Source organism: Deltaproteobacteria bacterium GWC2_55_46 (genome assembly GCA_001595385.3).
GTDB lineage: Bacteria > Desulfobacterota > GWC2-55-46 > GWC2-55-46 > GWC2-55-46 > UBA5799.
Map to the genome: position 1 here is coordinate 57,416 of LVEI03000003.1, position 18,502 is coordinate 75,917.

Annotated in this window: 19 protein-coding genes and 1 pseudogene; 13 read left to right on the top strand and 7 right to left on the bottom strand. The window is 55.9% G+C overall.

Translation table 11 applies throughout. The features are described from left to right. Positions 1-128: 128 nt before the first annotated feature. Both A2V21_313330 and A2V21_313335 read right to left on the bottom strand, forming a co-directional pair. Positions 129-1,802 carry a ribonuclease J gene (locus tag A2V21_313330; GenBank protein OIJ72611.1) on the bottom strand — a complete coding sequence of 558 codons (1,674 nt, stop codon included), beginning with the start codon at positions 1,800-1,802 and terminating at the stop codon, positions 129-131. After that, positions 1,799-2,506 carry a hypothetical protein gene (locus tag A2V21_313335; protein OIJ72631.1) on the bottom strand — a complete coding sequence of 236 codons (708 nt, stop codon included), beginning with the start codon at positions 2,504-2,506 and terminating at the stop codon, positions 1,799-1,801. The genes A2V21_313330 and A2V21_313335 overlap by 4 nt, the downstream gene beginning before the upstream one ends. 192 nt (positions 2,507-2,698) lie before the next feature. Between A2V21_313335 and A2V21_313340 the strand changes: the two genes are divergently transcribed. Then, the gene (locus tag A2V21_313340) at positions 2,699-4,426 is read left to right on the top strand and encodes a hypothetical protein (GenBank protein OIJ72612.1); all 1,728 of its coding nucleotides are present in this window, start codon (positions 2,699-2,701) and stop codon (positions 4,424-4,426) included. Between the two features lie 50 nt (positions 4,427-4,476). Here A2V21_313340 and A2V21_313345 read toward each other — a convergent pair whose 3' ends face one another. Then, complete coding sequence (locus A2V21_313345) at positions 4,477-5,127, bottom strand: hypothetical protein (protein OIJ72613.1); 651 nt, start codon at positions 5,125-5,127, stop codon at positions 4,477-4,479. A 259-nt stretch (positions 5,128-5,386) separates the two neighbouring features. On the opposite strand from A2V21_313345, the gene A2V21_313350 reads away from it, so the two are divergent. Then, positions 5,387-5,794: a single-stranded DNA-binding protein gene (locus A2V21_313350; GenBank protein ID OIJ72614.1), complete on the top strand. Its 408-nt coding sequence runs from the start codon at positions 5,387-5,389 to the stop codon at positions 5,792-5,794. A gap of 126 nt (positions 5,795-5,920) precedes the next feature. Beyond that, positions 5,921-6,925: a protease gene (locus tag A2V21_313355; GenBank protein ID OIJ72632.1), complete on the top strand. Its 1,005-nt coding sequence runs from the start codon at positions 5,921-5,923 to the stop codon at positions 6,923-6,925. Positions 6,926-6,933: 8 nt separating this feature from the next. Here A2V21_313355 and A2V21_313360 read toward each other — a convergent pair whose 3' ends face one another. Beyond that, complete coding sequence (locus A2V21_313360) at positions 6,934-8,205, bottom strand: hypothetical protein (GenBank protein ID OIJ72615.1); 1,272 nt, start codon at positions 8,203-8,205, stop codon at positions 6,934-6,936. A 250-nt stretch (positions 8,206-8,455) separates the two neighbouring features. On the opposite strand from A2V21_313360, the gene A2V21_313365 reads away from it, so the two are divergent. The 5 genes from A2V21_313365 (at position 8,456) to A2V21_313385 (ending at position 11,623) form a co-directional block, all read left to right on the top strand. Further along, entirely contained in the window at positions 8,456-8,704 is a 249-nt protein-coding gene (locus A2V21_313365) for a hypothetical protein (protein OIJ72616.1), read from the top strand. A gap of 101 nt (positions 8,705-8,805) precedes the next feature. Next, a complete protein-coding gene (locus tag A2V21_313370) occupies positions 8,806-9,570 on the top strand; it encodes a hypothetical protein (GenBank protein ID OIJ72617.1) in 765 nt (254 codons plus the stop codon). Between the two features lie 62 nt (positions 9,571-9,632). Beyond that, positions 9,633-10,409, top strand: coding sequence for an inositol monophosphatase (locus A2V21_313375; protein OIJ72618.1), 777 nt, complete (start codon positions 9,633-9,635; stop codon positions 10,407-10,409). Between the two features lie 33 nt (positions 10,410-10,442). After that, positions 10,443-10,778: a hypothetical protein gene (locus A2V21_313380; protein OIJ72619.1), complete on the top strand. Its 336-nt coding sequence runs from the start codon at positions 10,443-10,445 to the stop codon at positions 10,776-10,778. Between the two features lie 233 nt (positions 10,779-11,011). Further along, entirely contained in the window at positions 11,012-11,623 is a 612-nt protein-coding gene (locus A2V21_313385) for a superoxide dismutase (GenBank protein ID OIJ72620.1), read from the top strand. Positions 11,624-11,949: 326 nt separating this feature from the next. Here the strand turns inward: A2V21_313385 and A2V21_313390 are convergent, their stop codons facing one another. From A2V21_313390 to A2V21_313400, 3 genes are read right to left on the bottom strand one after another with little or no spacing between them, the layout of a single operon-like run. Next, positions 11,950-13,200, bottom strand: a complete 1,251-nt coding sequence (locus A2V21_313390) for a branched-chain alpha-keto acid dehydrogenase subunit E2 (protein OIJ72621.1) — start codon at positions 13,198-13,200, stop codon at positions 11,950-11,952. 12 nt (positions 13,201-13,212) lie between these two features. After that, entirely contained in the window at positions 13,213-14,175 is a 963-nt protein-coding gene (locus A2V21_313395; protein ID OIJ72622.1) for a 2-oxoisovalerate dehydrogenase, read from the bottom strand. Next, a complete protein-coding gene (locus A2V21_313400; GenBank protein OIJ72623.1) occupies positions 14,163-15,230 on the bottom strand; it encodes a pyruvate dehydrogenase (acetyl-transferring) E1 component subunit alpha in 1,068 nt (355 codons plus the stop codon). The genes A2V21_313395 and A2V21_313400 overlap by 13 nt, the downstream gene beginning before the upstream one ends. A 232-nt stretch (positions 15,231-15,462) precedes the next feature. Here A2V21_313400 and A2V21_313405 point away from each other — a divergent pair, with 232 nt between their 5' ends. The 5 genes and pseudogenes from A2V21_313405 to A2V21_313425 all read left to right on the top strand — a co-directional run bounded on the left by A2V21_313405 (position 15,463) and on the right by A2V21_313425 (position 18,502). Beyond that, entirely contained in the window at positions 15,463-16,137 is a 675-nt protein-coding gene (locus A2V21_313405) for a hypothetical protein (GenBank protein ID OIJ72624.1), read from the top strand. After that, positions 16,134-16,472 (top strand): histidine triad nucleotide-binding protein, encoded by a 339-nt coding sequence (locus A2V21_313410; GenBank protein OIJ72625.1) that lies wholly within the window; start codon positions 16,134-16,136, stop codon positions 16,470-16,472. The genes A2V21_313405 and A2V21_313410 overlap by 4 nt, the downstream gene beginning before the upstream one ends. 33 nt (positions 16,473-16,505) lie before the next feature. After that, positions 16,506-16,784 carry a hypothetical protein gene (locus tag A2V21_313415; GenBank protein OIJ72626.1) on the top strand — a complete coding sequence of 93 codons (279 nt, stop codon included), beginning with the start codon at positions 16,506-16,508 and terminating at the stop codon, positions 16,782-16,784. Between the two features lie 182 nt (positions 16,785-16,966). Continuing rightward, entirely contained in the window at positions 16,967-17,704 is a 738-nt protein-coding gene (locus tag A2V21_313420; GenBank protein ID OIJ72627.1) for a 5,6-dimethylbenzimidazole synthase, read from the top strand. A gap of 255 nt (positions 17,705-17,959) precedes the next feature. Next, positions 17,960-18,502: pseudogene (locus A2V21_313425) on the top strand (hypothetical protein).

Below are 18,502 nucleotides of genomic sequence, written 5' to 3' on the forward strand. Positions count from 1 at the left end.
AGATCAGGTTCAGGCTTCAATGAGGTCAAGATGCAAGGAGTCAAAAAATGAGGAATGAGGCGTACCTGGATGATACGCCGCTTTTGCCGTTTTGAAGACGACGCCGCGGATTGACCTTTTTCTGCCTGTTATATTTCTATGATGACAGGCAAAATGACAGGCCTCCGCTCAAGGGTCTTGTTGAAGTACCTCCTCAACGCCCTCCTCACCTCTTCCTTTACCTCGAGCTGCTCTTGTCTTGCCTCTACGTTTATGTTGTTCAGGGTCTCTACGACCACGCCCCTGGCGTTTTCCATGAGGTCAGGCCTCCCCTCTTCGAGGACAAGCCCCCTTGTGACTATCTCCGGGCCGTAGACTATCTCTCCTGTGGCGTTGTTTATGACGACGACCGCCAGCACCATGCCGTCCTGGGCAAGGTGGCCCCTGTCCTTCAGGACCATCTCGCCTACGTCACCGACACCCTTGCCGTCGACGAAGACCCTCCCGTAGTCGACCTTCTCCCCCCTTACCAGGCCGTCTTGCGAAGAAAAGCCTACCACATCGCCGTCCTCGGCTATGACGATATTCTCCTGAGGGATGCCTACCTTCAAGGCGAGCCTGCCGTGCAGGACCAGGTGCCTGTACTCGCCGTGGACGGGCATGAAGTACTTAGGTCTAACCATGTTGAGCATTATCTTGAGCTCTTCCTGGCTGGCGTGGCCGGAGACGTGTACCTCGGAGACCTTCTCGTATATGACGTCCGCGCCCCTGCGGTACAGGTGGTTCATCATCGTGCTGATGGCCTTCTCGTGGCCGGGTATGAACTTGGAGGAGAGGATGACGGTGTCGCCTTTGGCGACCTTTATCTGCTTGTGGTTATCCATGGCCATGCGCGTAAGCGCGCTCATGGGCTCGCCCTGGCTCCCGGTGGTAAGGAGCACCACCCGCTGGTGCGGGATCCCGTCGATGTCCTTTATGTCGGCCACTATGCCTTCGGGGACCTTGAGGTAGCCGAGCGTCCTCGCTATGCGGACGTTGGCGACCATGCTCTTGCCGTTAAGGACCACCTTCCTGCCGAACTTCTCGGCGGCGTCTATGACCTGCTGGACGCGGTGTATGTTCGAGGAGAAAGCCGCGACTATTATCCTGCCCTGGCACTTCCTGAATATCTCCTCGAGGTTATACCCTATCTCGCGCTCGGAGAGCGTATACCCTTCCCGCTCCACGTTGGTGGAATCGGACATGAGGAGAAGTACGCCGGACTCGCCGTACTCCGAGAACCTTGCGTAGTCCATCACCTCTCCGTCGACCGGGGTCTGGTCCATCTTGAAGTCCCCGGTATGTATTACCGTGCCCACAGGCGTCCTTATGGCGAGCCCGCAGCCGTCGACGATGGAATGGCTTACGCGTATGAACTCTATGTCGAAGGGGCCGATCACGACCCTGTCCCTGGGGCGGACGGTCTCGAAGGTGGTGGAGGGCAGGAGGCCGAACTCGGAGAGCTTCTCCTCAATGAGCCCTATGGTGAGGGCGGTCCCGTATATCGGCGCGTTCACCTCGCGCAAAACGAACGGCAGCGCTCCGGTATGGTCCTCGTGGCCGTGGGTTATTACGAAGGCCTTTACCTTTTCCCTGTTCTTCCTGAGGTAGCTCACGTCCGGGATGACTATGTCTATGCCGAGCATGTAGTCCTCAGGGAACATGAGGCCGCAGTCGATGACTATGATGGAGTCTCCGTACTCCATCGCCGCCATGTTGAGGCCTATCTCCCCGAGCCCGCCAAGCGGGATTATCCGGAGGGTATCTTTTTCCTGCTCGCTCATGCGGAGCTTCTCATGTCGTTATAAAGAGCCTCTACGGCCTTCTTTGTCATGTTCCTCAGCTCTTTTTCATCGGATGAGCCGACGGGTATGGGTTTGCCTATGCTGATGCTCACCTTCGACGGCCTTATGATATGGCTACCCCTCTTCATTATCTCGAAGGTCCCTTTTATGGCCACGGGCACTATTGGCGCGCCGCTTTTCCTGGCGAGCATGAAAGCGCCGCGCTTGAATGGCAGAAGCGCCCCGGTGGTAGACCTGGTGCCCTCGGGGAATATGAGGACAGAAGCGCCAGCCCTTATCTTCTCCGAGGCCTCCTCCATGCTCTTCATGGCCTCCACCGGGTTATCCCTGTCTATAGGGATGTAGCCGGCCAACCTCATCGACCAGCCGAGAAAAGGCACCTTGAAGAGGCTCTTTTTAGCCACCCACCTGAACCTGACAGGCATATAGCCCTGCAACGCCGGTATATCGAAGGCGCCCTGATGGTTTGAAAGGAATATTACAGGGGTATCCTTCGGGATGTTCTCGCCGCCCCTCAGGTCGACCTTTATCCCCGCAAGCCCTATAAGGCACCTCGACCAGACGGCGCCTACGGAATGTATGATAGCCCGCTTGCTGTCAAAGACGCGGATGAGGGAGACCGCCAGAAAAACGAGAACGGTCAAGCTCATGCCCAAAAGCCATACCAGAAGGGTCCTCACGATGGTCATGGTTTTAATCCCAGGGGGTACGGCGACCCCGGCTTCTTCTCCAGATTTTAATCGAGATAAATATAACACGCAAGAGCGGGAAATAGCAGAAAAAAATGGGTAACAGGGCGGCTTGTAAAGCATGCGATGAACGGGTATAATGACCTCCGGCCCCGGCCACTGTCCAGCATTTCAGCCCGCTAAAACATGATGAACAAAATAAACCCTGATACCGCAAAGCTCCTCGTACTATTGGCCGCCCTTATCGCCGCCGCCGTTACCTTCGGGGTCTATATCCCGTCCCTGGGCAACGGTTTCGTCAACTGGGACGACGACACATACGTGCTAAATAACATCTACATACAGGGGTTCAGCGCGGAGAACCTTGGCGTTATCTTCTTTAAGGTGTTCTTTTCAAATTACGCGCCCCTGCACCTGCTGAGTTATTCGCTGGACTTCGCCATCTGGGGGCTCGACCCCTTCGGCTTCCACCTGACGAATTCCATATTGCACGCCGCGAATACCTTCCTTGTGGCCCTTTTGGCCGCCAGGCTCGCCGATACGAGGGGCTGCTTCGAGACAAAGGGGCTCTTCGTCATGGCGCTGGCCTCAGGGCTTCTTTTCGGGCTCCACCCGCTCCATGTAGAATCGGTTGCCTGGGTAACGGAGAGGAAAGACGTCCTGAACGCCCTGTTCTTCCTCTTCGGCCTCCACGCCTATCTGAGCTACTTGAAAGGCCCGTCAAGGCGCGCGTACTACATCCTGACCCTCTTCTTTTTCACTCTCTCGCTATTGTCCAAGGCCATGACCGTTACAATGCCGCTCGTGCTCCTCATGATCGACCTCTACCCGCTTGGAAGGCTCAAGACAGAAGGCCTGAAGCGCCTCATCATCGAGAAGCTCCCGTTCTTCGGTTTAAGCCTGCTGATAGCGCTCATCTCGATATGGTCGCAGAGCGGGGCATTGGCTCCTATCGAAAAACTGCCCCTTGACGACAGGCTCCATGTGGCTGCCAGGGGGGCGCTCTTTTATATCTACAAGAGCCTTGTGCCGCTCGGCCTTGCCCCACTTTACCCCAGGGACTTCGCGATGGGCTTTAACCTGTGGTTCGCCGCTTATACAATCGTACTGGCTTCCATAACCGCTCTTGCCGTACTGGCGCTCAAAAGGACCGGGGCGCCGCTTTCAGCGTGGGGCTACTACCTCGTGACCCTCTTGCCGGTAATCGGCATCATGCAGGCCGGGAGGCAGGCGGCTGCCGACAGGTATACGTATATCCCCAGCATAGGCCTCGTAATACTTGTAGCGGCCGGGGCCGCGTACCTCGTCCAGAAGAAAAAGGCCTTTGTCCCTGTACTGGCCGCAATAACCTTACTCTCCGCGCTCTTATCCTTTTTAACAGTCAGGCAGACAGGCGTCTGGAAGGACTCTGCAGCGCTCTGGACCCGGGAGATAAAGGTCTTCCCGGAATACCCCAACGGGCACGTTGGCCGGGGGCTCACATATGTCTTTGCCGGCGACTTCAATGGGGCTGTGGCCGACCTCGACAAGGGGATAGGGCTCAAGCCCGGCTCGAATCTCCTCTATGAGGCCTACTTCTACCGGGGTATCGCCTTAAGCAGCCTCGGAAGGATCCAGGAGGGGCTCTCTGATTTCACCGCGGCCATCAACTTGAAACCAGATGAGAAGATTCCTTACAGGAACAGGGGAAACGCCTACATGAGGGCCGGAGAGCCTGACCTGGCCATCCGGGATCTCAAACAGGCGGCAGACCTTCCCCCTGTAGACGGGGGTGCCTTCATCGACCTCGGCCTGGCCTACATGAGGACGGGTGACCGGGAAAACGCCTATGAAAGCATGGAACGCGCCCTCGCGCTCGGGGACAAGGGCGCGCTCCCATACCTCAAAGAGCTGGAAGGTGCCAGGCAAAACTGAAACGGGAATAAGGCTTACGGACCGGCAGGGCCTCTTTAGGCAGCCTTTAATCAGAAGATGTAAGTGATACCCCCGAAGAGCTGGCTTGCCTGATAATCAAGCTCAAAATCGGTATGGCTGTATTCCAGGTCAGCGCGTGAATACTTGTATTCCGCGAAGAGGCCAAGCTTGGGGCTCGCTTCAAACTCAACCCCGCCCAGGAGCTGCCAGCCGAAAACCTCGTCATTCGTGTTGGGCAGGGTCGGAGCGACGCCGAGAAATTGCGGGGAGAAGGAAGCGCCTTTAAGCTCGGAGTAAAAGTAACCGGCGCCTCCTCCCATGTATGGCCGTAGCCTGCCTTCAGGGCTACGAAGGATAAGGTTTATAGTCGCCGAGTAGAACGCATAGTCTCCGCGCGCGTCGATCTCTGTCGAGCTGCCTTTTACAGTCAACCTCTTCTGGTCCACAAAATGGCCGTTCAGGTCAAGTTCATAACCGAGATATGGGGCGCTTTCCAGCCATTTGCCCAGCTTGACCCCTATCGTCGGTCCGTTGCCGAATTCGAGATCTCCCGACCCGCTGCCGGGTTTTGCTTCGCTGAATGCTTCTGATACCGGAGGAAAGACCACGCCCGCGTATGGTTTTACATAAGAGCGCGCGTGTGTAAAGGCCGGGAACAGTAGCCCCATGGAAAAGGCCAGGACCGGTATCCATTTTTTCATCAAGCCCTCCTTGATACCTGAGCGCGGCAACGCATTATTGAGCATCACATCAGAATAAGGGTTTGTCAACGGAGTGCTCCTGACGGCTCTGTCAAGCCGCCACGGGAACGGATCGAGGAGCCAATAAAAAAGATTGAGAATTAAAAAATTTTCGGGTAATCTGTTGGAAAAGCGCGACAATCCATATCGGGTTCGATTGTAATTGTCAGGTATAGGTGACAGACACTTTTACCTTTGAAGCAAAAAGGAGAATATCCCAATGGCAGGCGTTAATAAGGTCATATTGTTAGGCAATCTGGGTGCGGACCCGGAGATACGCTATACCCCCGGCGGGATGGCGGTGGTGAACTTCAGGCTCGCGACCAGCGAGACCAGGGCCAACAAGGAAGGGCAGAAGGAGACCAAGACCGAATGGCACAGGGTCGTAGCCTTCGGCAAGCTCGCTGAAGTTTGCGGCGAGTACCTTTCAAAGGGCAAACAGGTCTACATAGAAGGCAAGATCCAGACCCGTTCATGGGAAAAGGACGGTGAAAAGAAGTATACTACCGAGATCCTGGCGAACCAGATGCAGATGCTCGGCAGCAGGGAAAGCGGCGCGGCAGCAAGCGCCTCTGACGTGTCGGTCGACGAGATACCGCCATCGGACATAGACGACGTGCCGTTTTAGAAATCGTCAGATAAAGCGCGTAAGCGGAAGCCGTAAGGCTTCCGCTTATTTTTTTACGGGACCGGGTTGACTGGCAAGAGCTTAGAATGTATATTGGATAGAAAAGAGACCCTTTCAAGGATAGACATGACCAGGCCAGAAGTAATCGCTCCAGCAGGAAACCTCGCCTCTTTAAAGGCCGCCGTCGACAGCGGCGCCGACGCCGTATACCTTGGCTTCAACGACGCTACCAACGCCCGCAACTTCGAAGGCCTCAACTTTACCTCATCTGAGCTTGCCGAGGGGATAAAGTACGTGCGCTCAAAGGGGCGGCAGTTCTACGTCGCCATCAATACCTTCCCGCAGGGGGAGGACTTCCCAAAATGGTACAAGGCCGTTGACAGCGCGATGGAGATGAAGGCCGACGCGGTCATCATCGCCAACGTGGGCGTGCTCCGCTACGCAAGGCAGAAGTACCCGGACGCGACCCTGCACCTTTCCACGCAGGCGAGCTCGTCGAACTACGAATCGATCAATTTCTACCGGAAGCACTTCGGCATAAAGCGCGTAGTCCTGCCGCGCGTCCTGACCATCGAGGAGATAAAGCACCTGAAGGAACGGACCGAGGTGGAGATAGAGGTCTTCGCCCTCGGGGGGCTCTGCATAAACATCGAGGGCAGGTGTTATCTGTCATCATACGTTACCGGGGCTTCGACCAATACCGAGGGGGCCTGCTCGCCTTCGCGCTTCGTCCGCTTCAATTCAAACGATGACGGCGGCATGTCTATCGCCCTCAACGGCATGACGCTCAACAAGCTCGGAAAGGACGAGTCCTCGCCATACCCCACCTGTTGCAAAGGGCGCTACACGGGGCCTGACGGCGGGTACGCCTATATATTCGAAGAGCCGGAGTCGCTTAACGTCCTCGAGATAATCCCTGGGCTTATCGATGCCGGTGTGGCGGCCCTGAAGATAGAGGGCAGGCAGAGGACAAAGAGCTATGTGGGGGCCATGACCAGGGTGATGCGAGAGGCGGTAGACTCCTGCTGGAAGGATAGGGCGGGTTACACAGTAAGGCCCGAATGGAGCTCGAAGACCGTCGCCACCTTCGAGGGCAGCAGGCAGACCCTGGGCTCGTATCTTACAAAATAACAGGGCCTTTACCGCTCTCTTTCGGGCAAAGGCTTCAGTGACAGTACCCGCAATACAAGCTCCCTTATCCTGACCGGCTCTACCTGCCTCACCTCCTTTAATTTAAACGGCACGAAGAAGGCTATCATGAACCTCATGAGGGCGGAAATCAGGATTATGTTCATGACCGGGAACTCGAAGAACCCTGCCGGGACCCGCTCGGCAAGCCAGCCCCCGGTGAGCGCCCCGAGGAAGAGCGCTATGCCGGTGCAGGCGTTGAAGTAGGCTATGCACCTTGCCCTTTGCCCGGGCGTAGACGAGTCATATATGAAGTTCGAGGCCGAAAGATTGAACCCCGCCCACGCGAACCCTGAGAACATCTGGATGAAGAAGAGATAATAGGCGTTCTGGTTTATGAGCCACAGAAGAGGTATGAAGGATACGAGGTAAGACGTGATCCTCAGCACCTTCAGGTTCCCGGCCCTGTCCGAGTGCACGCCCCAGCGCTTGTTTATCAGGATGGCCGTAGCCGTGGAAGCAAGGTTTATGAGCGCATAGGTCATGTAGCCGAATTTTAAGTCCTTGAGCATGAAGACCGCGAAGAATGGGGAGGCGATATTCACGGAAAACTTCGTAGCCGCCACGAAACCGACGAACCTCGCGAAGTTGCTCGTCTTGAAGCCTGATATAAAATCCCTGAAAGAAAAGTAGTCCTCTTCCTTCCGCTCAAGCTCCGGCTCGTGCATCCTCGCCATGTAGAGCCATGATACCAGCCTGAAGATGAAGGCCGCACCGAAGATGGCTATGAAGCCCCACAGGGCGTTCACCCGCTCCGCCTGATGGAGTATGAAGCCCGCTATGAAGGTAGCGACGATGGCGACCGTGCCCAGGACCCTGTTCCTCCACCCGAAGTACTCCCCCCGCCTGTCCTCGGCGACAAGGTCGGTCATCAGGCTCCCCCAGGCGGGCATGAGAAACGCGCCAAAGGCCGTAAAGAGCGTTACCACGGCTATAAAGACCGCCACACGGTAGCTCCCCATAAAAAAGGTCGCTGTCATAGGCAAGAGCATCAGCGCCTGGAGGAGGATAAATATCTTTATCAACTTCTTCCTCGACCGGAGCTTCTCCATCACATCAGGGCTCTTGATCTGTATTATCGATGAAAAGAGGTGCGGCAGGGCGCTTAAGGCGGCTACGTGCCTGACGGTGCCGCCAAGCAGAAGGAGAAAGGGGGTGAGGTAGTCGACGGTAAAGCCGTTCATCATGCTCACGAATACCCCATCCTTGATGGAGTACCGCAAGCTCTTCTCTTTTCTGGACTCTTCGGAACTCATACTGATTAAATATAGCGGAAGCGGCTTGAGCGCGCAGTGACATCTGTCGTTGGCTTCCGGTGGATTACCGGAAGCCGCCTTGGCGCAGTTATTCTCCCACAAAATCAACAGCTTAACCAGCTAATTATCTTTTCCGGCTTTTTTAAAATTGACATTCCAGGTCTACATACCTACAATATATATTGGAAAATACGCGTCCCGTCGGAGGTAGACTGCAATGCCGATTTACGAATACATATGCAAGGACTGCGGCAAGGAGTTCGAGGTCCTGCAGAAGTTCTCTGAGGCGCCTGTAAAAAAATGCGTCCACTGCTCTGGCAAGGTCGAAAAGAAGATATCCTCTTCGGCGTTCCACCTCAAGGGCTCAGGCTGGTATAAGACCGATTACGCCTCGAAGGAGCCCAAGAAGGAGGAGAAAAAGGATACCTCAAAGCCCGATTGCTCCTCGTGCCCATCCTGCCACTGAGGGCCTAAAAACATCAAGTAACGCAAGTAGTTAGCCCGGGCCTCCCCGGGCTAACTCGTTTCTTGCGCCTGTTTTTCTCAAACCCTTGAGGAGTGGGCCGCATGGACGTAAAAGAATGTGCCATAAAGGCCGCCATGAAGGCAGGCGCTCTCCTCAAAGACCGGTTCGGGGCTCCGGGCAAGGTCTCGTCAAAGGGCGACGAGGGTGTCGTAACGGAACTCGACCTTGCCTCTGACAGGCTCATAAGGGACGAGATAGAATCTGCCTTCCCTGACCACGGGATACTCTCGGAAGAGAGCCCGGAGAAAAAAGGCAGCTCGCCTGGCAGGTGGATAATAGACCCGCTTGACGGCACAACCAATTACTCCCACTCTTTCCCTCACTTCGCCGTCTCCATCGCCTTTGAAGACAGCGGCAAGGTGACCTTCGGAGTGGTCTACGACCCGATGCGCGATGAGCTGTTTTCGGCTGAATACGGCAAGGGCGCGTTCCTGAACGGGCAGAAGATAGAGGTATCGGCTGTCAAGGGGCTTGGCGGAAGCCTCATAGCCCTTGACTTTCCACATAGCCTCGCATCTCCAGGATCGAGCGTCCTTACAAGCTTCGCTTCGCTTCAAAGAAAGGTCCATGCGTTGCGGAAAGCGGGTTCAGCAGCCCTTGAGCTATGCTATGTGGCAGCAGGCAGGCTCGACGGCTACTGGAGCTCGAGGTTCCACGCCTGGGACGCGGCAGCAGGGGCGCTCATCCTGGAAGAGGCGGGCGGCAGGATCACAGACCTGTTGGGCGGCCCGTTCACGCTCTTGTCAGGCAAGTGCGTGGCCACAAACGGCCTCATACATGAAAACATCGTAAAGGCCATCTCCTGAGATATTTTTTCTGGCCCGGCGATATATAATCGGGTAACATAGACCGCTTTAAAGGCATGGTGATGAGAGCTGAGATAAGAAAAATCGCGATAGAGACCGCCATTGGGGCCGGAAGGCTCCTGAAGGAGAAGCTTGGCGGCGTTAACAGGGTAGAGTTCAAAGGCGCTATAGACCTCGTCACAGAGGCGGACCGCTCTTCTGAAAGATTCATCATGGGGGAGGTACAAAAGGCCTTCCCCGGACACGGGATACTCTCCGAGGAGAGTCCGGAGGTCGTAAGCAAATCTCCTTACAAGTGGATAATCGACCCGTTGGATGGCACAACCAACTACTCGCACGCCTTCCCCTTCTTCTGCGTGTCAATAGCATTTGAAGAGGCCGGGGAGGTCACCTTCGGCGCTGTCTATGACCCGATGCTCGACGAGCTTTTTACGGCTGAAAAAGAAAAAGGCGCGGCCCTTAACGGAGCGCCCATACGGGTGTCCGGGACAAATACCCTGGACAGGAGCCTCCTTGCCACCGGCTTCCCGTATGATCTCCGCTCCACGAAGGATAACAACCTCGATAACTTCTCGGCCTTTTCGCTCAAGGCGCAGGCCATAAGGCGGGCAGGTTCAGCCGCCCTGGACCTCTGCTATACGGCATGCGGCAGGTTCGACGGCTACTGGGAGATGAAGCTCCGCCCCTGGGACGTGGCGGCCGGGGCGCTTATCGTGGCAGAGGCGGGAGGGGTCCTTACGGATTTCAAGGGCGGCCCTTTCTCGATATACGGCAAAGAGTGCCTCGCCTCAAACGGCCTCATACACGAGAGCATGACAAGGGTGCTAACAGGTCGCTAAAAATACATTTTTTGTGCAGGCTGAAGAGGCTTGATGCTCAATATAATCCTAAGGCTCATAATCCTTACCGCAGGGGTCTTCCTCGCCTCCTACCTGGTCCCCGGAGTGAACGTCGAGGGCTACTGGCCGGCGTTCAAGGCCGCGGTGCTCCTTGGTGTCATGAACCTCAGCGTAAAGCCGGTCCTCATACTCCTCACGCTCCCGATAAACATACTTACCCTCGGCCTTTTCACCTTTATCCTCAACGCCCTCATCCTCTGGTTCGTGGGCTACGCCATAGGCGGATTTGAGGTGGCTGGCTTTCTCGCGGCCTTCATAGGCGCCATCGTCATAAGCTTCCTGAGCATCATCCTCAACAGGTTCGTCTGAGGCGTCCATTTTCTACAGGATCAGACAGCTATCAAGCGTTCGGGATATATTTCTTCTGATTTTCTTTCAAGGCTTTTTCGAATGCCTCAATATTTATATCGATTTGCCCAAGAAGCCTCTCTGTAATCCCTTCCTTGACAGATTTTCATTTACTGCTCTAATTAAGCTAAGGCGTACCCTGACCATATTCCCTTCCTTAAAACGCTAATCGGTAGTCCAAAGGAGGACAGAACATGCCACACCAGCCGAAGAAGTTCGACATCAGGCCAGAGGGCCTCTCAGAGGCGCAGATAACCAACCACCGGGACATCCTTTACGTGGGGTACGTAAACAAGCTCAACGAAATAGAGGAGAGGCAGCGTAAGCTGGACACCTCTACAGCCAACCAGGTCTTCTCCGACTGGAGGGCGGTCAAGATAGAGGAGAGCTTCGCTCTGAACGGCGTCATCCTCCACGAGTATTACTTCGAGAACCTCACGGGCAAGGGCGGCAAACCTACGGCCAAGCTCGGGGAGCTCATCTCAAGGGAATGGGGCTCGTTCGAGAAATGGAGCGAGGAGTTCAAGGCCTCAGGCCTTGCGTGCAGGGGCTGGGTAATACTTGCCCTCTCCATCTATGACGGCAAGCTCCACAACTTCTGCCTTGATGCCCATAACGAAAAGGTGCCTATAAACATCGTCCCCATCCTTGTGATGGACGTCTACGAGCACGCCTATTTCCTGGACTACGGCGCGAAGAGGGCGCCCTACATCGACGCCTTCATGAAGAACATCAACTGGAACATCTGCCAGAAGAGGCTTGAGAGGGTCGACCTCGATCAGGTCATGAAAGAGGCCGCAAGCTGAAGGCATGTCAATCGGCAAAAGGAACTGAACCATTACCGCCAGGGTAGGTTCAAAGTTTCTGGTCGGCTGAGCCCAACTGAATTTCCACCTTTTCTAAAGGGATAATCTCCCCTAACCCCTCTTTAGGAAAGAGGGGGACTGAAACTCTTCCTTGTGAGACATTAAGAAGCCCGCTTGACGCGGGCTTTTTTATTGGCAGGTTGCTAAAAACCACAGGCGTTGAAGCTGCTCAAAAAGCTCTGTAGCGAGGCGATTCCTCATTGGTACGCCGCTATAGACCGGCGAACAACGACGCAAACGGGCTTATTTCATGCCTGTCAGGTTCCCTACGCGCTCTCTATGAATATCCTGCCCGGGTCTTCGAGCAGGGCCTTCACTTTGTTAACAAAGCGCGCCGCGTCCGCCCCGTCTATTATCCTGTGGTCGAAGGTGAAGGATATCGGCAGCACCTTTCTTACGGCTATAGACCCGTCAACCACCCAGGGCCGCTCACTTATCTTGCCGGTGCCGAGTATCGCGACGTCAGGGAAGTTTATTATGGGGGTCGCGTAGGTGCCGCCGAAGGTGCCAAAGTTGCTTATCGTGAAGGTCGATCCCTTCAATTCCTCCAGTGTTATCTTCCTGTCGCGCGCCTTTATTGAAAGCTCCTGCAGCTCTGTGGCAAGCTCCAATATGGTCTTCTTCTCCACGTTCTTGACGACTGATACCATGAGCCCTTCGGGCGTATCGACGGCGACCCCGATGTTGTAATACTTTTTGACCACTATCTCCTCGGTCTTCTCATCGACCGAGGCGTTGACCATCGGATATGCCTGAAGCGCGTGCTGGGCCGCCTTCATGAAAAAAGGCAGGAAAGTAAGGTGCGCCCCCTTTTCCTTGGCGACCTTGCCCTCGCGTTTCCTGAGCGTCCACAGCTCTGTCACATCCGCGTCGTCCATGCCTGTTACAAAGGCCGCCGTCCTCTGGCTCGCAAGGAGGTTTTTGGCTATGGCCTTCCGGACGCCCCTTATGGGGATCCTCTCCACCTGGCCGTACTTGTCCTGGCCTGCCGCCCTGGCCTCCGGCTTCTCCGCCTCCGGCCTTTTCTCCTCTTTCGGCTGAGGCGGGGCGGGCTTGCGCCCCTCGCTCGCGCCCTTTACGTCAGATTCGGTTACGATGCCGCCGGGGCCTGTGCCGGTAACTCCCGCGAGCTCTACCCCGAGTTTTTTGGCCAGCGCCCGCGCCTTCGGGGCCGCCATTACCTCCTCCTTTTCGGGAAGGGCCCCGACAACCGAAACCGAAGGAGGCCTTGCCTTCTTCTCCTCTTCCGCCTTTTTTTCGGGGGGCGCGGCAGCGGCCTCTCCGGTCTCTATCTTCATAAGGACGGCGCCGACGCTCACCGTCTCTCCCTCTTTCCTGTTTATCAGAGAGACCTTGCCGCCCCTGGGGGATGGGACCTCAACGATGGCCTTGTCGGTTTCGACCTCGACCACCACCTGGTGCTCCTCGACGCGGTCGCCGACATTAACTCGCCATTTCACGACCTCGCCCTCGGTTATGCCTTCCCCAAGGTCGGGCAATTTAAATTCAAACTCCATTTTTCCTCCGCTTTAGTACTTCATCACCTTCTCATACGCCTTCTTTATGCTCTCCTGCGAGGGCATGTAATAGTCCTCAAGCCTCGCCATCGGGATGACGGCGTCGGGCGCGGTCACCCTTATGACAGGGGCCTTCAAATACTCGAACGCCTCCTCTGCCACGAGCGCGGCCAGCTCCGCGCCGAAACCGGCCATCCTCGGGGCCTCGTGCACTATGACGAGACGCCCGGTCTTTTTGACCGATTGAAGCACCGCCTCTTCATCGTATGGCCTGAGCGTCTGGAGGTCTATTATCTCGCAGTCAAAGTCCTCGGAGGCCTCGGCGGCCCTGTGGAGCATGGTGCCCCATGACACCACCGTTATATCGGCCCCCTCCTGATAGATAGAGGCCTTGCCGAGAGGGATGGAATACTCCCCCTCCGGCACCTCTGACTTTACCGACCTGTAGAGCCTGGAGGCCTCAAGGAACAAGACCGGGTCCGGGTCCCTTATCGCGGAAAGGAGCAGTCCCTTTGCGCTGTAAGGCGTAGAGGGAACGACCACCTTGAGCCCCGGCATCTGGCAGAAAATGGCCTCGGTCGATTCTGAATGAAGCTCCGGCGGCTTTATGCCAATGCCGTAAGGCGCGCGCACGACCATCGGGCAGGAGAAGCGCCCCCTCGACCGGGAGCGTATGCGGGAGGCGTGTGAAAAGAGCTGCTCGACCCCGGCATAGGTAAACCCCATGAACTGGATCTCTGCTACCGGCTTTAAGCCGTAAGCTGAAAGCCCCACTGCGCTGCCGATTATGCCAAGCTCTGAAAGGGGGGTATCTATCACGCGCTCAGGGCCGAACCTGTCCATGAGCCCCTGGGTGACCCTGAAGACGCCACCGTCCTTGCCGACGTCCTCGCCGATAATAACGACGTTGCTGTCGCGCTCCATCTCCTCAGAAAGCGCCTGGTTTATGGCCTGTACCAGGTTCAGCTTTGCCATCCGCGCTCCTTGAGGTCGCGCCTCTGCCTCGGCGTGAGTTCGGCGTATGTGTATTTGATGATGTCTGCCGGATCAGGGGGGGCGTAGGCCTCGGCCTTTTTTATCTCGGAATCGACCTTTTCCTGGGCGCCCCTATTGATGCCTTCCTCATACTCTTTTGACCACCAGCCCTTTTTTTCCATATAGATCCTGAGCCTTATAAGAGGCTCCTTCGCCTTCCATGACTCTACCTCTTCATCGCTTCTGTACCTTGAGGAATCGTCGGCTGTGGTATGGTCGTCGAGCCTGTAGGTGAAGCACTCGATAAGGGTCGGCCCGCCGCCGCTATACGCCTTTTGAATTGCCTCTTTCGTCGCCTTGTAGACAGCCACCACGTCGTTGCCGTCGACCTGAACGCCCTCAAATCCGTATGCGGCCGCCTTCTGGGCGATAGTCTCCGCCGCGGTCTGCCTCGACCTTGGTACCGATATGGCCCATTGGTTGTTCTGGCAGAGGAAGATAACAGGGGCCTTGAAGACCCCGGCGAAGTTGAGCCCCTCGTGGAAATCCCCCTTTGACGACCCGCCGTCGCCGAAGTAGACGGCGGCGGCCTTCCTGTCTCCCTTGAGCTTCATCGCCCAGGCCGCGCCCGTGGCGTGTGGTATCTGCGTGCCAACAGGAACGCTCATCGGGAAGAGGTTAAACTCCTCAGGCACCTGCATGCCACGCTCGTCCCCGGCCCAGTAGCGGTAGAGCATCCAGATGGGATAGCCCCTGGCCACGAAGACGCCGGATTCCCTGAACGATGGGAAGAGCCAGTCGCCGTCCCCGAAGGCTAAGGCAGAGCCTATCTGAGAGGCCTCCTGCCCCCAGATAGAGGCGTAAGTGCCGATACGTCCCTCCCTCTGAAGGCTCAATGCCCGGTGGTTAAAGGTCCTGGCGAGTATTATGGTCTCGAAGAACCTCTTGAACTCCCCCTCGGAAAGAGGCGGCAAAAGCCCCTCGTCAGCCTCGCCCTTTTCGTTTATTATCTGGATGCTTTTTACTTCGAAGGTAGCGATAGTCTTTATCGGCATACACGAAAGTCTATCAGCCAAAGGTACTACCGTCAAGGCGCAGGCTGACCGCTCAAAAAGCCCCATTATGCGAGGCCCCCATTAAACCGGGGAATGAGGAATGGGGGGGGCGTACTTCTTTGGTACCGCCGTAGTAAAATCGACGAAGACAACGAAGCAGATGGACTTTGGAGCAGCCAGCTAAAAAGCTGGCATTGACAAAAAACAGCGTGTTATTATATCCTCATCTGCCATGACTGAATCGTCTGCTTTTGACATAAGCTCCGTAAAGTTCAATGAGAGCGGGCTGGTCCCGGCTATCGCCCAGGACTCAAGGACCTTCGAGGTCCTTATGATGGCCTGGATGAACAGGGAGGCCCTTGAAAAGACCCTTTCAACGGGAAAGGCCCATTATTTCAGCCGTTCACGGGGCAGCCTCTGGCTCAAGGGCGAGACCTCCGGGAATCTCCAGGAGGTAAGCTCCGTAAGGTACGACTGCGACGGCGACACCCTTCTTCTGTTGGTAGAGCCGATGGGGGCCGCCTGCCATACCGGGCAAAGGAGCTGCTTTTACAGGTCTATCGGCGGGGGCGAGGTAAAGCCCGCTGGCCCGGCGGTACTCTCAGAGCTTTCAAAGGTGCTCGAAGAGAGAAAGAAGGCGGACCCATCGAAGTCATACGTCGCCTCCCTTTACTCAAAGGGGCTCACCAGGATACTCGACAAGATAGAGGAGGAATCAGGCGAACTTATCGAGGCGGCTAACGTCAAGGAGAACGAACAGGTCCTCTACGAGTTCTGCGACCTCCTCTTCCATTCCCTGGTCCTCCTTTCACACAAGGGCATCAGCATGGACGAGGTCTACGGAGAGCTTGCGCGCAGGTTCGGCATCTCCGGGCTATCCGAGAAGGAGTCCAGGGGGGGCAAATGAGCGATTGCATATTCTGCCGTATCGCGAAAAAAGAGATAAAATCGACGATCGTCCTTGAAAGCGAGGACCTCATAGTCATAAAAGACGTCAACCCGCAGTCGCCAACGCACCTTCTGATAATGCCGAAGGCGCATTACCCGACGCTTCTGGACTGCGACGACAGAGAGCTTCTTGGCAAGATGATCGAGACCGCCAAAAAGGCGGCCAGAGAGCTTGGCGTGGATAAAAGAGGCTTCAGGATCGTCATCAACACGAACGAAGAGGGCGGGCAGACCGTCTTCCATCTTCACATGCACCTTATGGCCGGCAAACCGCTTGCCGGCAGGATGGGCTAACGAACGTTATTCACTTAGGAGGCAAAGAGATTAATGGCTGAGATACTACCCGGCCCCGTATGCCACAGTTGCGGGATGCTTATAATGAAGAGCGACGAGTTCGGCTGCGAGGCGAACCCCACGGTGATGAACACTTCTTATTGCAGGTACTGCTATTGGAAGGGGCGGTTCACAGAACCCGACATCACGATGGAAGAGATGATAGAGAAGCTTGCGACAGCGATGAAGACCAGCAAGAACATCACCGACGAAGAGGCCCGCCAGATGGCTTTCGGCAGGATGCAGCTCCTTAAGAGGTGGAAAGAGAGATAGTATTGGCGGTCATTGCGAGGAGCGTAGCGACGAAGCAATCTCATGGAATGGGGCCTCGACTTGCTTCACTTCGCTCGCGATGATAAAGGGAATCTTCCCCTCTTTTGAAAAGAGGGGTTTCTTTTTTTAATCGGCTGATACGCAGCGACAATACGAATTTGTGACCGACGGAGGGACGATAAATGGCCATTGACGAAAAGAGGACGCCCTCCGGGGAGTTTAGCGAAGAGGAGAAGCAGGGACTTTACCGCGCCATCTACGAGCGGCGGGACATAAGGGGGCAGTTCACAAGCCGCCCCATACCGGAAAAGACCCTCGCCAGCATCCTCCAGGCCGCCCACCATGCGCCTTCAGTCGGCTACATGCAGCCGTGGAACTTTATCGTCATAAAGGACAGGAAGACGAGGGAGAGGATAAAGGCGGGCTTCGAGCGCGCCAATACCGAAGCCGCAGCCATGTTCCCGGAAGGCAAAAGAAAGCTATATACGAAGCTCAAGCTCGAGGGGATACTCGAATCCCCGGTCAATATCTGCATCACATGCGACAGAAACCGTTTCGGCCCGGTCGTCATCGGCAGGACCGCAAATATCGAGATGGACCTTTTCAGCTCCGTATGCGCTGTCCAGAACCTTTGGCTTGCAGCGAGGGCCGAAGGCCTGGGCGTGGGCTGGGTCTCAATCATACACAACAGCGACATAAGTGAGGTGCTGCAACTGCCTGAGCACGTCGTCCCGATCGCCTATCTCTGCATCGGCTACGTTACCCACTTCCCAAAGAGACCTGAGCTTGAGGCTGTCGGATGGCTGCCGAGGCTTCCTTTGAAGGAGCTCGTATTCTTCGACGGATGGGGAAAAGAGTCTGCCGATTGGCCGGAGCTTGAGGAAGAGATGAAGCGGGTGAGCGCCGTGGAAATAAAATAACTGAATCGTGAATGGTGCGCCGAGCGCACCCTACAAGGCTGTCATCAAAACCGCGAAGGCGGACAGACGGTATTTCACCTCCATATGCACCTCCTGGCAGGTAAGGGGCTGCAGGGGGAGATGGGGTAGGGTTCAATGATGCGCTACCGGGCATAAAATAAAAAAACAAAAAAAGGACTAAAAATTCTATCGCCGGTTCAATAGCGAAGTGCAACACTTGGGAGAGCAGGAAGGAAGATGCTATCCTAAGTGGCTATGCCGAAAAGAGAATATGTTCACCTGTCTTTGTCTGAAAGAGACTTAATAACCACCATGCTTGCCGAGGAGAAGTCCCTCGGGGAAATAGCCAAGGCCCTCGGAAGAAGCAAGAGCACTGTCTCACGGGAACTTCGCCGCAATGCAACGCCTGCGTATCGGCTCTACATGTCCCACAGGGCACACGGCAGAGCCGAAGAGAGAAAGAAACAGGCCAATACGCATCAGAGGCTCAAGAACGAGAGCATCGAGGCCTATGTGCGCTCCATGCTCAAGGATGGCTGGTCGCCGGAGCTAATAGCTGGGAGAATCGAGATCGACCAGCCGGGGCTCTCAATAAGCCACGAGGCCATTTACCAGTACATCTACCATCCTGACACAAAAGACCGTCAGGAGCTTATACGGTGCCTCAGGAGGGCACACCGCAAGCGAAGGAACAAAGGCATCGGCAGAAAAGAGCGTAAGACCAAGATACCCAACCGCGTTCCCATAGACCAGCGGCCTCAAGCCGTTGAAAGTCGCATCCAGTTCGGCCACTGGGAG

Coding starts and splice junctions, on each gene's coding strand:
- A2V21_313395 (OIJ72622.1), bottom strand. CDS start 14,175: ATGGCAAAGCTGAACCTGGTACAGGCCATAAACCAGGCGCTTTCTGAG.
- A2V21_313385 (OIJ72620.1), top strand. CDS start 11,012: ATGCCACACCAGCCGAAGAAGTTCGACATCAGGCCAGAGGGCCTCTCA.
- A2V21_313375 (OIJ72618.1), top strand. CDS start 9,633: ATGAGAGCTGAGATAAGAAAAATCGCGATAGAGACCGCCATTGGGGCC.
- A2V21_313340 (OIJ72612.1), top strand. CDS start 2,699: ATGATGAACAAAATAAACCCTGATACCGCAAAGCTCCTCGTACTATTG.
- A2V21_313365 (OIJ72616.1), top strand. CDS start 8,456: ATGCCGATTTACGAATACATATGCAAGGACTGCGGCAAGGAGTTCGAG.
- A2V21_313355 (OIJ72632.1), top strand. CDS start 5,921: ATGACCAGGCCAGAAGTAATCGCTCCAGCAGGAAACCTCGCCTCTTTA.
- A2V21_313345 (OIJ72613.1), bottom strand. CDS start 5,127: ATGAAAAAATGGATACCGGTCCTGGCCTTTTCCATGGGGCTACTGTTC.
- A2V21_313405 (OIJ72624.1), top strand. CDS start 15,463: ATGACTGAATCGTCTGCTTTTGACATAAGCTCCGTAAAGTTCAATGAG.
- A2V21_313400 (OIJ72623.1), bottom strand. CDS start 15,230: ATGCCGATAAAGACTATCGCTACCTTCGAAGTAAAAAGCATCCAGATA.
- A2V21_313410 (OIJ72625.1), top strand. CDS start 16,134: ATGAGCGATTGCATATTCTGCCGTATCGCGAAAAAAGAGATAAAATCG.
- A2V21_313350 (OIJ72614.1), top strand. CDS start 5,387: ATGGCAGGCGTTAATAAGGTCATATTGTTAGGCAATCTGGGTGCGGAC.
- A2V21_313420 (OIJ72627.1), top strand. CDS start 16,967: ATGGCCATTGACGAAAAGAGGACGCCCTCCGGGGAGTTTAGCGAAGAG.
- A2V21_313330 (OIJ72611.1), bottom strand. CDS start 1,802: ATGAGCGAGCAGGAAAAAGATACCCTCCGGATAATCCCGCTTGGCGGG.
- A2V21_313370 (OIJ72617.1), top strand. CDS start 8,806: ATGGACGTAAAAGAATGTGCCATAAAGGCCGCCATGAAGGCAGGCGCT.
- A2V21_313390 (OIJ72621.1), bottom strand. CDS start 13,200: ATGGAGTTTGAATTTAAATTGCCCGACCTTGGGGAAGGCATAACCGAG.
- A2V21_313415 (OIJ72626.1), top strand. CDS start 16,506: ATGGCTGAGATACTACCCGGCCCCGTATGCCACAGTTGCGGGATGCTT.
- A2V21_313380 (OIJ72619.1), top strand. CDS start 10,443: ATGCTCAATATAATCCTAAGGCTCATAATCCTTACCGCAGGGGTCTTC.